The 14415-nt window shown below is 51.7% G+C and carries 10 protein-coding genes; 5 read left to right on the top strand and 5 right to left on the bottom strand.

Annotation, left to right across the window (positions count from 1 at the left end; translation table 11 throughout):
* Positions 1-228: 228 nt before the first annotated feature.
* Positions 229-486, top strand: a complete 258-nt coding sequence (locus GS605_RS12540) for a hypothetical protein (RefSeq protein ID WP_171724201.1) — start codon at positions 229-231, stop codon at positions 484-486.
* Between the two features lie 17 nt (positions 487-503).
* Here GS605_RS12540 and GS605_RS12545 read toward each other — a convergent pair whose 3' ends face one another.
* From GS605_RS12545 to GS605_RS21265, 5 genes are all read right to left on the bottom strand, one after another.
* Positions 504-2384, bottom strand: coding sequence for a TniQ family protein (locus tag GS605_RS12545; protein ID WP_171724202.1), 1881 nt, complete (start codon positions 2382-2384; stop codon positions 504-506).
* Positions 2381-3376, bottom strand: a complete 996-nt coding sequence (locus tag GS605_RS12550; RefSeq protein WP_171724203.1) for a TniB family NTP-binding protein — start codon at positions 3374-3376, stop codon at positions 2381-2383. The genes GS605_RS12545 and GS605_RS12550 overlap by 4 nt, the downstream gene beginning before the upstream one ends.
* Positions 3369-5579: a Mu transposase C-terminal domain-containing protein gene (locus tag GS605_RS12555; protein WP_171724204.1), complete on the bottom strand. Its 2211-nt coding sequence runs from the start codon at positions 5577-5579 to the stop codon at positions 3369-3371. The genes GS605_RS12550 and GS605_RS12555 overlap by 8 nt, the downstream gene beginning before the upstream one ends.
* The gene (locus GS605_RS12560) at positions 5576-6307 is read right to left on the bottom strand and encodes a hypothetical protein (protein ID WP_171724205.1); all 732 of its coding nucleotides are present in this window, start codon (positions 6305-6307) and stop codon (positions 5576-5578) included. The genes GS605_RS12555 and GS605_RS12560 overlap by 4 nt, the downstream gene beginning before the upstream one ends.
* Before the next feature lie 512 nt (positions 6308-6819).
* On the bottom strand, positions 6820-7044 hold the full coding sequence (locus tag GS605_RS21265) for a helix-turn-helix domain-containing protein (RefSeq protein ID WP_171724206.1): 225 nt from the start codon (positions 7042-7044) through the stop codon (positions 6820-6822).
* 137 nt (positions 7045-7181) lie between these two features.
* Here GS605_RS21265 and GS605_RS12570 point away from each other — a divergent pair, with 137 nt between their 5' ends.
* The 4 genes from GS605_RS12570 (at position 7182) to GS605_RS12585 (ending at position 14313) form a co-directional block, all read left to right on the top strand.
* Positions 7182-7790 carry a hypothetical protein gene (locus GS605_RS12570; protein ID WP_171724207.1) on the top strand — a complete coding sequence of 203 codons (609 nt, stop codon included), beginning with the start codon at positions 7182-7184 and terminating at the stop codon, positions 7788-7790.
* A 274-nt stretch (positions 7791-8064) separates the two neighbouring features.
* Positions 8065-8733 (top strand): hypothetical protein, encoded by a 669-nt coding sequence (locus GS605_RS12575; RefSeq protein WP_171724208.1) that lies wholly within the window; start codon positions 8065-8067, stop codon positions 8731-8733.
* Positions 8734-8835: 102 nt separating this feature from the next.
* The gene (locus tag GS605_RS12580) at positions 8836-11703 is read left to right on the top strand and encodes a hypothetical protein (protein WP_171724209.1); all 2868 of its coding nucleotides are present in this window, start codon (positions 8836-8838) and stop codon (positions 11701-11703) included.
* A gap of 9 nt (positions 11704-11712) precedes the next feature.
* A complete protein-coding gene (locus tag GS605_RS12585) occupies positions 11713-14313 on the top strand; it encodes a hypothetical protein (protein WP_171724210.1) in 2601 nt (866 codons plus the stop codon).
* Positions 14314-14415: the final 102 nt, after the last annotated feature.

The following is a 14415-nucleotide window of genomic DNA, read 5'->3' on the forward strand; positions in this document are numbered from 1 at the left end:
GATCCATTGCCTGCAGACTGCCCTGGCTAAAGGGCTTCTCTGGTTACCTGACCCGACGCACGAATCCCTATGCAAAGCCGTCCTATTCCCTTCGATTGATTTTGAAGACCCAATCCGATATCCAGTCTGGCTGCGTGTTTAGTGTCAAAGCCGAGCCCAGCCCAAAACCAAAGAAGCAACCGATGGAGGGTGCCATGTAGTTCTGAAACTGCATGAAAGGCCACAAACATGGCCCACTACAAACGCAAACGTCCCCGCACCGCGTCTGGGAATGGGTACTCGCGCCTGGGTCTGAGCCGTCGTCTCGGAAAAGACCCGGATGATGTCCGGTGGCTCGGCAATTGGCCGCGCGGCCACAACATCATCTTTCACACACGTCCAACAAGACGCAAATCCAAGGCCCTTGGGCTTGGCATCCTGAAAGGCGCTGATCCTGATGACATTGCTTGGCCGGATAGCCGCAAACCCCATCACTACTACTGGTGAGCATGCACGGCGGAGCATCAGCTTGGCTCCGCCACTTGCTTTTCTTGGCTCAAACAGTCGTTGGTATTTTCGGGTTGGTCTGACGTGTAACCCCTCATCGTCAATTCCCGAACAATATCTCGTATCTCTCTCGGATACGCGCGAACAAACCCGTCGTCACAGGGGATTGTCTCGATTTCTCTTCGGTCCAACGCCCGAGCCAAATGGATCGCGGTAAATTCAAACTGCTCTGCCATTTGACCCAGTGTTACATAACGCGCCTCAAACGCTTGCAGGCTTTGGGCCGTGATATAGCACCGGTTGTGCTGCGTGTCCGGGTTTCGCACCATGACCTGATTAAGAAAGCCACCATTCCGCAACCGTCGTATCGATATCACATTCATTTTCAAACGTGCCGCCGCATCCAAGAGCGGCAGGTCGCCAGAAAACGCACGCTCCTGCCTTTCTAAGCCTTCGGCTTGATCGATCAGCATACCAGCCAAACCATCGACTTCTGGATCACGCGACACGCCGGTCAATCGACCTGCCGCCCAATCGGCGACAACGCGTGCCAAAGGAACCCTGCTCTTTCGGCTGAATTCCTTGAGTGGCAACCTACGACGTGTCGGTGATGCTAACTGCAGATTCTCAAGACGGGTCATCAAAGTTTGCACAGAAGACGATGTCACGTAGCGCAGAGACGTTCCAAAACGATAGGCTTCCAGAACATTCTGTCGGATCAGCGCCTTCACCTGGACCGGATGGATATTGAGCTGGACCGCGGTGGCTTTGATATTCTGTAATCCAGACCAAAAGTCGAGCACGGCAGCCAGATCTTCATGGCTGACATCTTTCATATTTGAAAGGTCGCTCGCGTTTTGACCGCGAAGATGGGCGAGAATGCCTCGCACCCGAACCTCGCCGACTCCATGTAGCTCCCGCGCACGTTCAAGCGTGATGAGTTTGGGTGCTGAAATTTCCGTACCCAGAACTTTCGCGCCGGTCTGCAGCGGATAGTTCTCCCGTACAAAATCCTGCACGCAAGCCCTGAGCTCGGCTGTTGCCGGGTCCTCTTCAGTGTCTTTCAGCCAGGTATAGAATTCGCCCATATCTGACGTAAAATAAGACCGCTTGGAGGAAGGTCGGCGCCTGGCACGCGCCAGCTCAGAATTCAGGGTTTCCGGTCCATTCTTCAAAACCTCGAATCCAGTCGACATGGCGGTACGCTCCTGGTCGAAGTCCAAATCCGAACGACTAACGCCTCGATCCATGGCAAGTGTCATGCCTAATGTAAGAGCGGCTTGATGAAGATGTGTCAGGTCCAAAGAGTCTAACCAGTCACCACAAACTCCATTCTTGATACGGCGGCTCAGGTAAGTTTCAAACGAGGATCGCCCATGTGTTTTCGCGACCTGAGCGGCCTCCAAGATCAGATCCCTATGACGCGCCACTTGTTCAATCACGTCATAGGTGAGATGTGCATGCGGTGCATTGGGAAGCTGGAGTAACGGAACGCCGTGTTTGGCACAGGTCCCGATCGGCAGCACCAACCACTCGAGAAGTTGAAACGCGCTCCCAGGACCAGAAGCCTCCATAGCCTCCACAATACATCTCGGACAAATGCGGATGGTTGCACGTCGTAGCGTACCATTGGTGGCTGATGACAGCCCGACGAGATACCGGCAGGGACCAATCAACCTGGCCGCTCCTTGATCCAGTGTGTTAAGCGGCACACTGGTTAGCAGTGACAACGTCTCCAACTGGTCCAAATGCGCCGAGCAGATATGGGGCCATCGCATTCCAAGATCCGAGCAGAAATCACGGGGCGTGCTCGTGAACAGTCGGGCCAACCGAGCAACGTAACTTGACGGGGTCTCCCCTTCTGTGAAGGGGAGAATTGGGTTCAGCAGGGGCTTCATGCGTCTTCTCCATCTTCAGGCCCGTCTCCGTCGTCCAGGAGCTTTCTGGGATTGATGCGCCCGTAGTCCTCAGCGATGAAGACATTCATCCAGGCTTCAGCTCCATTCCGTTCGCTGTAGACCTCAGCAAAATGCCGAATGCCTAGTTTCGCTTCGAACCCTTCTGTGAACAGCGCACGCGAAACCGCGAGGACAACAATCTCGGCCAAAAGCCCAAACTGATCGTCCGCCGCATGAATCAACCGCATGGCAAATGCTTCGTTCCTAACCGAAGCATCTACATCGATCTGCGCCCGATCCGCGTATCTTTGAACGATCTTGATGACATGCTCGACATCGCGCACCGCGTGCAATCGTTTGAATTCGATTGGATCAACCCGCCGAGCGAGCTGTGCATCCTGATTTACGATTTTCTTGAGATCCGGCATCCCCGACAGCAGCAGTCCTACCGGCCAGACGGAGTTCTCCATCAGGGACTTCAGGGTGTTGACCACTGACTGGCGCTCTTTTTCGGTTTGGTAACGGGCCAAATCTTGCGCCTCGTCGAAACCAAGAAAGAGCGTCCGCCGCAATTTGAGTTGCACTTTGACCTGATCCCAGATCGCCGGACCTTGCTTGTTGCCAGCGTAGGGGTATCCCAGCGCCCGAAGCGTAGCTGCACCAACGAACTTCATAGTTGCCGGGCTTGGCACCTGAAGGTCAACAAACTCGCAGAATTCCTTCTCCGGGTCCGTCGCCAACGCGTGCCTGTATTTATGCTTGAGATACCGCACGGCAGTAGTTTTTCCGCTCCCGGATGGCCCCACCAGCATGATGCTTCGAGCTTGGAATGCGACACCATCGGCCTCATCGGCGCGTCGCTGTTCAAGAATGTTGCCAAAACGCGCATCTAGCTTGTCGTATTCTGATAGCGGGATGTAGAGCTGCCTCAAGCTTTGCACGGTTTTGCGAATGATCTTGTCAAACTGAAACTTTTTGCTGTGCTTATTCATCGCCCTTCTCCTCGGTTTCCTGGGAATCGTCTGATCCGCTCCGATCTCCATCGTCGTCCTCGAGTTCATCACTGAAGAGCCATTCCCTCTCGGTCTCCTCTGTCAGTATTGGCTCCTCCTCGGGCAGCGGGCCGGGAAGGTAGGGAATTTCATCTGATAGGAAACCAACGTCCGGATCAGGTATTGCCGCCTTTTTGTCAGAGGCAATGTCCGGATCAGAACCTAAAGACAGACCCCAAAACGTCTCTTTCTGCGCACGTCTGATCTGATCGCTGGTGAGCTTGATCGGGCCAAGCTGCCGCACTGCGCATTGCTCAGCGTCGATCTCCTTGATCCTGCGAATGGCACGGTCCACCACACTCTGAGTCAAACTGGCGGCCGCGCGATTGTTCTGACGCAATTCAAAGACTGACCGCTCCCAGGAGGCGAACGATACCCCTTCGAGCCCTTCGATTCTTGCGCCCAGCGTAGACCACCCACTGTATTTTCCGCGCTCTAACCAGACAGAAATGTGCCCCATATTTTCGGGATCGATACTGACTTCGACACTCTGCTGACCGTATTTTTGGAAATGTTCTGCCAGACGTTTGGAATGATAGTTCACGCCGTTCATCAGGACACCGTGCCGGCCAGTCTCACGATTGAATTTCAGCCCCAGGATATGACGGAGCTTGTGCTTGCTCATTGGGGGAGACCAGCCGAACTCGCTGACCAGCTTGTCCCACATGTTGTTTGGTGTTGCGTACTCCAATCCCCGGTGATTGCGATTGTGGTAGACATCGACGGTGAACCGCACCAGCAACTCCAGGATACTCTCGGCGGTATGCACCGCGTATTTTTCCGATGGATAATCCCCCCTTTGCTGCGGGTTGGAAAAAGTGCGCCCCGTCAAATATGGCATCAACAAAGTCGCCATCGAGCGGAACAAACGCTCGATAACCCCTCTCAATTTGGGAACCCCAGCAGGTAGGACAGAATAGTCGATCGCCAAGTCCGAAAGCGCTGCCTTGAAATCTGCGTTTACAAAAGCCGGACCGTTGTCGACAACAACATGACAGACATGTCCATGCTGCGACCAGGATGTTTCACACCCCAACTGGGACGCGAGCATGGTCTTGTCTCGCATGGCCATCCAGACAACTGCTTTCGCATCTTCGGCACTTGGCTTGGTCGAAAGTTTGAGACCGAGTATCGAGCGGCTAGCGACATCAATGGCGGCGCATACCCAGTAGCGGCCAAGCTCAAGATCACGCAGGCTCGGATGGGTGACATCGGCCCCAGCACCTTGCAAGATCGACATGAGATCAATTTCCCATTCATCCATTTCGACGCGCAGCAGTGGTGCGTGAAGCTTGATGCCGCCAGTATGGGCGCCCAGCTTGTTCTTGGCATGCGCGACGCCGTTGCGCGCGGCCTCGACTTCAAACCGATCCAACTCGTTGATGCGCCGTTCAATCGTGCTCTGGGAGGCTTCCAAAAGAAGGTCTTCGCCAGCAAAGCCAAGGGCAGTGTTCTTTCGCCGCACTTCAGCATTTACGGCTTCCAACACTTGAGAAGGGTAGATCTCGTTGGGGTGAAGGTAGTTTGAGAGCTCAAGCTGAATGATCGCTTCAACCTGGGGCTGGACGCGCTTTCCGTTTTGACCGTTAAAGATCGATTTTTTGACGAAGATCATCGGATCTCTGGTCTTTTCCCACTCACGGTGTTTTTTCATAATGCTACTGCGACCGGGCACATAGGAGAGCAATGCGGGATCAACCCCCTCGCCATTCATGCCTTTGAGCAGCCCATCGCGGAGCTTCTGCTGTACGCGTTCCTGCAGCTTCGGCAGAAACTCAGGCCACCGCTTTGATGATCTGTTGAACCACTCTTCGTCTTCACCCTCACTCATCGATTCACACCAGGCCTCGCCAATAAACGCCCTGAACTGGGTCTTCAGAGACAAACGCGAGAGCAACGCACGCCCAGCCCGCGCCCGGCGTGCAGCCTGTCGGTCGGAGAAATAGCCATATTCGATTGAGAAATGCCCATCTTCGAGCAAACTCGCGAGCTCCGCATGGGTAAAGGTCAGAGGTACAGCTCCCGTTTGCTTTGCCAGCAGGGTCAGCGTGTAATCCGAGACCTTTTGAACAAAGTGAAGCTCACCCTTTCCAAGCACGGCATCTTCATGGCTGATGTTGAGTTGAAACTGGATATCCTTCATGGCTGATCCTTTCCGGGGGCAACGATTGTGTTGATGGAGATGAGTTCACGCGTGTTGGCCTGCAGCAGCCCCGCGTAGATGGCTCGGAAAGCCGCGCGGAACCCGCGCGCACCAAGATCCAAGGGATCAAGGAGTTCACCGATGGACAGTTGGTCTGTGAGCCCAATCGTGCAATCGGCAACTAGCTCATCAGCTTCTTGGTCCGGGCAACGTCGAAAGAAATTCAGCAGCTCAGCGTTTTGGACTTCTTTTGGGTGGTGGTTCCGCTCTGTGATAAGGCAAACTTTGTCAGCAAATCCTTTAGGCAGATCGCGACGGATGGCTGTTAGCGCGCTTCGGAAGTTTAGCTTTTCGACCCGTTCCGCAGGTTTGACGGCCATCGCAACCTTGGATCCGTCCCGATACTCGGCCAGGTAGTCAAAACGGTGCGAACGCTGTCGACCAACAGCGTCAATGTAGCTAACGGGACGAGGCTGATCATGCAGGTTCCAAAGATTGGGATTTGCCAGCGCAAGAAGGCAGGTTGCCCGCTCATGTTGGCTAGCAGAGATAATCTGCCGCCAGTACATTTCGGCAGGCGTCATGGCCAACGTAAAACCGCGCACAGTGAATTTTGAGCGTGCAGGAAACATCAGCCCAGCCGTGGTTGGCTCGGGGGGACGATAGAAATCGTCGTCGTCATCTTTAGACATATCTCTTGCCGTGGCTGCGAGCTCTGCCCGCGCCATTCGGCTCCTCTTCATTTGTGGAGACAAAAGGCGACCCGCCCGCTGAAACGGTCAGCGCGGTTGACGGGTCACAAATTTTGGGTCATGAATGAGGTGCAAAGAGTTCCTATTCATTTGCATCAAGCCCCTTGAGAGCTGCAACTCTCGGGGGCTTTGCTTTTTCTAGGGGCTCATTTGTTGTTCTCCTCTATTTGGAGTGCTTTAAGAAGCTTTGAGATGCGCACGCCAACGCATCCGCCAACGCCTGTTCAATCCGCGCATTCTGCAAACTGCGCAAACTGGCAAGAACGATTGTAGTTCTGAAGGCAGCGAGCTTACGAGTCAGGACTGCTAGTCTGGCGCCGCTCACCCGCCTGATAGAAGGAAAGTGGTCTAACATTTTTCATTGTGATGGACACAATCCAAAGAGTCTTGACCAACGAATTTTCGAGCTGGCCTTGGATTGCCGCTCAGATGGTTTCTATCTTCTCTGCTCCGTTCCCTTTTTGACTTTGATGTCATATGCATAACATTCACGCTTTCTTTGAAGGATACCGCTCAGGATACAGCTCTTCGACCGGCACTCCGAGCTTACCGGCAATGGCAGCCTCAATGCGCGCCGAACGTCGATAGCCCTGTGAAACAACAGTCACAGATGAATGGCTGACCCCAACTTCTCGCGCGACGTCAGACATTGAAGACTGCGCTATCTTCAGTCTCGCTTTCGTTAATTCGTGCCGAGTCAGGTCAATAGTCATGGTTAGTCCAACTTTGTTACCTGAAAAAAGACCCTAAGGCACTGATCGGTCAACATAGGTTCGGCTTTAGAAGATTGAAAACAAGATATAAATATGGCACATGTCTAAAATAGTGAGATGCCAATTAGTGAGATATCATGTCGTATTTTTGTGAACACGTACTAGAAAGGCATCTCGAAGAATATCGGGCGGCTTCGATAACGGAGGAGGCAGCCAAACCGCCTTCAATGGGGAAGATCAACCATTGCGGGTGCCCCGACCTTTTTCCAGAACACATGCCTAGCCAGGCTTCACGACGATCCAGCCAAAGAAACGAAATCCACGCAAAACTGAAGAAGTGGGTCCGCTCGGGACGTGTAGTCTCCCATGCTGACGTCTATCGCGCGTGGAAGGTGCACAGTACCTTGCGAGAGTTTGCAAAGCACTTTTCCATACGTACCCCGTTCGCTGCCCGCGTCCTTGATACGTATGGTATTTGCTTTAGCGAGACACTTGCTCAACGGTTTCGTTTGGGCGAGCTGTTGCCGGACTTAGCCAATGAACAAGGAATATCGCAAAAACTCCTCGTCAAAATAATTCAGGTGACCGGAACAACAGTATCCAAGGGACGCCGCCGCCCCATGTACGACGAAGCAAAAGTTGCACTTCGATACGCCGAAGTAAAATCCGTGCGCAGAATTCAGATCGAATTTGGCATGTCTTGGGCGACCGCAGATAAGATCGTAAGAGAAATAGGCCTCAAATAGACGGATACACTTTCATCGGCGCTCGCGCGAATTCCAGCAGTTTAGTCGGGCGGGATTTCAGACGTTCGCCGCAAGTACATAAAACCAGTGTCAGTCTTCCGAAAGCTGACATTATGGTGGTGATCCAAAGCACTGAAACCAAAAGAATTAGCCAACAACGCGGTATTACTGTGCGCCAGGATTAATCCGTGCAAGATAAAACCATGAAAATTTGTAGATAGAATTATCAGAAATGCCTCAACCAAGTAACTCAACAGAAATGTTGATCGGAGCGATGAACGACGCCGGAGAATTCGAACGGCTTGCAACAAACGTTCTGAGGATCGCTAATCCTCTGTACCAAAGTATTGTTCACACGGGGGTGAACACGGCAGGTCAAACGATTGTTGACCCGTTGGACGGGATTTCGATTTGCGAGATCTCAGATGGAAAGAGATATGCAATCGCTTGTGAACACACGATCACGGCGCGGTCTAATCTCGCAGAGAAGTGGCTTGACCCCATTAAGGGGGACTTAGTTAAAGCCATCGGGAAACTCAAATCCTTCAAACAGGAAAATCCTGAGTCTCTTCTCAGAGTCGTGCTAACGAGCAAGAACCCTCCATCATCAGACTTGGTTCAAAAGGCCCACAGCGAAGCAACAAGAAATCTGGTCGAGCTAGACATTTGGTCAAGTGATAGGCTCTCCACGGTTCTAGATGTCGATCCGAATGGGCAGTTCATTCGTTCAAAGTTTTTTGGCACTCACCAAACAAGATTGTCTCGCGATTTGGCAGTCGAGATTTCCAAGAGACAGTTGGCGAGGTACGCTCCATTAGTCTCGAGTAACCAGTTGGTAAAAAGAGACGTGCGTACCGCATGCCCCGCTCTTGACGCGATGTCATCGCCAGTGGTTTTTCTGAACGGCAACTCGGGATCTGGAAAATCCGCGTTCTGTCACTAGTTTTGTAGTACGCTGTTCAATGACGGGGGATTGGCATTTGTAGTTAGCCATAACGCGTTAGAAAGATGCTCTTCGATTTCCCAAGCCATTCGTGAGAGCTTAGTGGCAGAGGTTCCCTCCTTAGGCTTAGAGGATCCGATACCTGATCTACTTCGCATTGCTCAAGGGCGAGAAATCCAAATTTGGGTCGAGGATATTAACTCTTCTGCGTCGCCTACCGATTTGATTTCCAAAGTTGATCGTTCCGCCAATGAGCTGAGGGGGGCAGATAGCGATCTGCAGGCGAGCACATTGAAGGTTCTTTGCCCCTTGTGGCCAGAGAACCTTCGCGCACTTCCGAGCGAATTGAACAAGGTCGTGCAAAGCCGGACCGTCGATCTTTTGGATTTCAGCGATGAAGAAGCCAGAGAGGCCATCAAGAAACGAAGTTTTGCCGTTGGTTTCGAACTGACAAACTTCGAAGCGGATAACGTCCGTGAACATCTCGGTAACGATCCTCTGTTGATCGGGCTATGGACGGGAGAAGAACTTGGCCGCGAAAGTGAGGTCCTTGCATCATTTGTTGCTAATGCCTTGACGGAAGTCAGTAGGTCTCAATTTGGCTCGGTCTTTTCACTTCGTCGATCAGCGATATCAGTCGCGGCTTGGATGCTTGAAAACCGTACGAATGAACCCTTGTTTGATGTGCTGTTCGCCGAATTTCGTTCGTCAGACGTGTTCTCAAATTTGGAAGCGATTTCGAATGCAGGACCCCTGTTCCGAGAAGTTATCCAAGATGGCCAGTCGAAACTTGGCTTTCCCCATGATCGTGTGAGGGACTATCTGTTTATTGAAGCGATTGCGAACGAATTGTCCGCAGGCCACTATTCTCGGGGATACCTCGCTGATCCCTACTATACGGATTTGGTGGCACGTGCTGCTATCCAAACGAGTACATCAGAGGATTTCTGGGACTTCGCAAAGATCAACATCCCGTTGGTCTGCTTTAGCGCATTGAAACACTCTCAAGCAGGGAATTCGTCTGCAACCAAGCGGCTGTTAACTATCTGCGAAGAGCTGGTTGACCGGGGGGTGCTCCAAGACGTGCATGAACAAGTTCGTAGGGAAATCGAATGGCAGATAGCAGGTCTTCGAGGTCCGCAGTTCGTGGAACTGATTGAATCCATTCGAGCGAATACACATGCTGGTCGGGAAGCGAGAGTTATAAACGGGAATGTCGAAGCAGCGGCGAATCTTTGCTTCTATGCTGAGCCATATACCAACGCGCCGTTTCGTGACCGCCTTCTCGCGCACGCTCGCGAGCGACATGGAGAAAAGTGGTTAGAAAACATAGCTGTGTTGGTCAGCGACACCACTGGCACGACGCAGCAGAATGAAGCAGCCCTCTATCTCGCCGGTGAATGCGCCGACGAGCGATTGGCAGGTGCAGTTGCTGAGCATTGGAGAGTCGCGAAGGATCGTGGAGATGAGTTAACTCATGGGATGTTGTTTGCTGCCGTTTCCTGTCTGAGTGGGCACGATGAAGAGACCTTATATGATGTCTTCACAGCGTGGGAGGCGATGCCAACCGAAGACCCAGAAGGCAAAGACAAGTCAGGCCTAAGTGATAAACGATATTATGTAGGAAAAGACTGCCTCTCCGGTGGTTTGCGAAGAGTGAAAAGCGAAAGAACGCTGAAACCACTAGTCCAGCTAGCACAAACCAACGAAGACATGGGGCACGTGGTTTACGGTTGCCTTGAAGGGGTAGATCATCCGCTTGCCGCTGTTTTTGTTGCGTCTCGCATTGCCGAAATTGACAATCGGATCGAAGGCGACGACGACAAGTCTAACTTCCTTGCAAGTTCGAGATTTTCATTCTTTGGCTCAGATATTGAACGTAATGTTCGTTATTCAGAGCCTGCTTTGCGGACGCTCCAAGCCGAATGGGAAAACACTGAGAATGAATTTTTCTTTCGAAAACGCTGCTTTCAGCTTTGGAGGGAGTCAATTAGCATGAAGCATTTGCGGCGACTTGCGGAAAGTCCGCCCAAAGGGCTCGAAGAAGAGCTACTTTTTACGCGATGCCGCCTGGGAGATGTCACTGCGGTTGCTGATCTACGAAAAAAGATCGAACAAGGCAGCACGGGCAACATTTATTGGTTTCAGCTCATTCGTCATTTTGACAGCCGTTTGTTCGAAGACCTTATCCTGAAGGCGTTGGAAGAGTATGCCAGCGCAATAGATAGGGGAGAAAAACCGGACTATTTCGCGGACTCCGTCATCACAGATATTCTTGCAGATCGCCGCGACAAATTTGCTGTGAACACGATGATCCAACATTGGGATCAATTAAAGCACCGCTACAACTACCCTCACGTGCTACTGAGTATCGCTGCCCCAGAGACACTCAGTCTTCACGCGCGCCACTTTGAGACCATCGAAGACAAAAATGAGTACTTTAAGCTTCTCGGATTTGCATACGGTTTTCGCAATCCTGACAGACCGGGTATTACTGACGTGCAGCAACTGGAAGCTCTCGAACCCTACCTTGAATACTTCGAGAGTCGTTTGATCGATCAGCTTTGGGATGAATGCAAAGACAAAGGTTTCGACGACTGGCGTCGTGAACATTTGGATGGGAGGCTCTCGCAAGAGAGCTGGGCGTTCAAGCAAATCAACGACGAAGCAGCGTTCCGAAACCTTGACGAAGAGCTGGCGAAGAGAAGCGATATAGAAATGGCTGCTTATTTGTGGTCAAGCATACGGCGAGACAATTCCATCTCTCCTCGGACGCTTATCAATAGGGCTGTTCGGTATGCGGAAAGTAGAGCAACCAATGAGGCGGCTGAATTTTTTGCTGAGTTGCTCGCTTTGGTCGGGACACGGGCCGACTTGCAACTTCTTTCAAAGCCCATTCTCGCAGGGCTGCTCACCAGAAAGCAAGTTGATGGCGCCACCTTTGCTGTTCAGAAACGGTCTTTGATCTAGGATTTTGCTATGTGGGAAAAGCGTGTTCATCGCACAATAGAAGGGACAGCAAGACCGCTGCGAGTAGCTTATCTAGTCGATTTAGAGACGTGCGAAGACCTTTTGATTGACGAGATTATCGCAGAGAGTTTCAGTCGCTGGTCCGGTCGAAGAACGCCGATAATTCCGGCTTCCCCAGATGGGGTCGACCCCGCTTATGAGTCGTGGCTGCACGCATACGATGCGGATGTAATCTATAGCTTTTCCGATCTAACCGATGACGCCATTGCTTCGTTAGACGAAGAGTTAGCACCCGGAATTCTTCACCACCACGAGGATAGGTACAGGGAGCCCAACGGCGACCGGCGGTATCGCATTGAGCTTCCGATTCAGGGTCTGTCATGCCTATCTGTTTTGCCAGTGTTTGCTAGCCGTCGCTGGGGTTTTGGAGATAAGCCCAAGGACATTTTGAGTTTCGACAGATATTGGGATGGTTCTGACGATCCCTTCATTCGCGAGAATTTTGGCTTCATCTCGAACAGCTTTGGTAACGGCCAATTGGCTGATTCAGCTCCCGAATTGTTTAAGTGTCTGACGTTGATTTCAAAGGAAGCATTAGAAAATCGCCAATACGGAAAGAGTGAACACGCCAAGTATGAAAGTGAGCCTCTGGCTCTGTTGGAAGCCCTTGCTGAACCGCAAGTAATTCTACCCCCCAGCCAATTGTCCGAGTTGTTTTGTCATTATCTTGAGCCGAAAAACTCTTTGAAAAGAGGTGGCGTGAACGTCGTTGTGGGGGACGAAATAGCGGATCGCTTGGTGTGCTGGAACGGGCACAACCGATTTCCCCGCAATGAGTTTACTGGAACATCGTCTATTCGCATATCGGTCGCGCAGTCAAAAGATACTGAATTTATGCAGTTGATAGGCCGGATTTTGGACCGTCGTGGTGTGCGAGGCGAACAAAGCTCTCCGACGGCTACAATTCGGTCAACCTCACTCGATGAAAGTGCACTTGCCGAAATTGCCGAGCGTATCAAGCCGGAAGGTATGACGTGGAAGCGCTTCGAGACTGAAGTCATTTCAGATGCAAACTGGTCGATTCCAGAGTTTTGGGAGGAGCGAGCCCACTTCACAACAGGTTCGGTGGCCGTGTCGAGAGAACCAAAAGGGCGGCAGAGCAGCGAACTGGTGGATGGTCGCGCAGAACTCCCTCTAGCAACCCCGTGGCACTTATCAGAAAACTACTTGCCGCCTAGCGTGCGAGCAGGACAGTGGATGGTGGATCTGTCGATTGAACGGGAAAACGATCACTGCGAAGCAATAAATGTTGTTCACAAGTGGGTGCTGCCTCGTAGACTTCGCATTGATCCATTCTTTTCGATCAGTCGGGACAATTCGTCCTCTCAGATGTATCCGCGATACTGCCAAAGACCAACGAGATCAGGGAATTTGAGCGCTTCGATTGAACTGACCATCCGTCAAGCGTCCATTGTTGTACCAACTGATGATGATGCACTTTTTGGTGGGCTGCAGGACGTTCAAAGAGATCATTTCCTTCGGACGTTAACGGGTGCGGATGGCCAACAGATACCGCCTCCTCCGAAGGTTATGGATGCGAAGTATTCCGATAAGGGACGATATCTGTTGGGAACGCTTCAACATTTCGGCAGCTTGCCTGATGCCTTTCGAACTTTGATGCATAATTTTTGGCGGGATACCCTACGCAAGTTAGGGGCGGACCCCTCCCACTTGGATGAAGAGCTAGAGGCGCGGTTTCAAAAAATCATGGCTAGGAGATTGAGAGCAAACGGGGAAGAATGGGAGGTGAACAACCCACAAGACCGGCAAGTAGTTGCACGAGAAGCGTTAAGGATCGCCTCTCAGCTTCGCCGTCCGGAGCGCTTCGTACAGTATGACAAGCTGGCCTCGCGTTACAGTAAACTGGTCTCAAAATTCATTGAAGAGCACCCGCATGTTCAAGAGGGTTCCGTTGGTGAAAATTTTTCAGCAGATGAGTTGGACGCGTCCATCCAATATCTCTGCGAGCAAAAAGTTCTGTTTCAGGGTCACGAATGGCAGTGCAGGAATTGTTTCAATAGGAATTGGGTCTCAATTGATGACTTGTCCAGCAAGATGACGTGCAATGTATGCCAAACCAAAGAACGTCCGCCCGTTTCAGGGGGATGGCAGTTCAAATCTAGCGGGTTCATTGTCGAAGCTTACAGCGATCACGGAACTGAACCGGCTATTTGGGCACTTTGGCAACTTGCCGAACGCGCGCGAACATCATTCTATTTCTTGCCCTCTACGTTGATCTGGTTTGACAAGTACAGGGAAGATGGAAGCAATGACTGTGAAATTGACCTTTTGACGGTGGTAGATGGCGAAACTATTGCGGTTGAAGCGACGACTTCCAAAACGCTGAAAGAAACAGAAATCCAGAAACTCTCGGCGTTCGCGGAGAAGGTTCGACCGAACAAGTTGTATATTGTCTGCGGAGCAGATGGCGAACGTGCGCGTGACAATCTAGCAGCAAAGATTCAAGAGAGCCTGCCAGATGCAGTAAAGGTCGAGGTCGCGACTTATCAGGTTGCAGATGATCAAAGCGACCCGTACTTGCCTAGTTAGTCTGGGAGCCAATTTCTAATATTTTTAGAGCGTGTACTTGGGTTGCACTTTAGTCTTATGCCAACTTGTCTAAGTTTGAGCAGTTCTAGACAGTTTGATTTT

It is taken from the genome of Ruegeria sp. HKCCD7559, assembly GCF_013110575.1.
GTDB lineage: Bacteria > Pseudomonadota > Alphaproteobacteria > Rhodobacterales > Rhodobacteraceae > Ruegeria.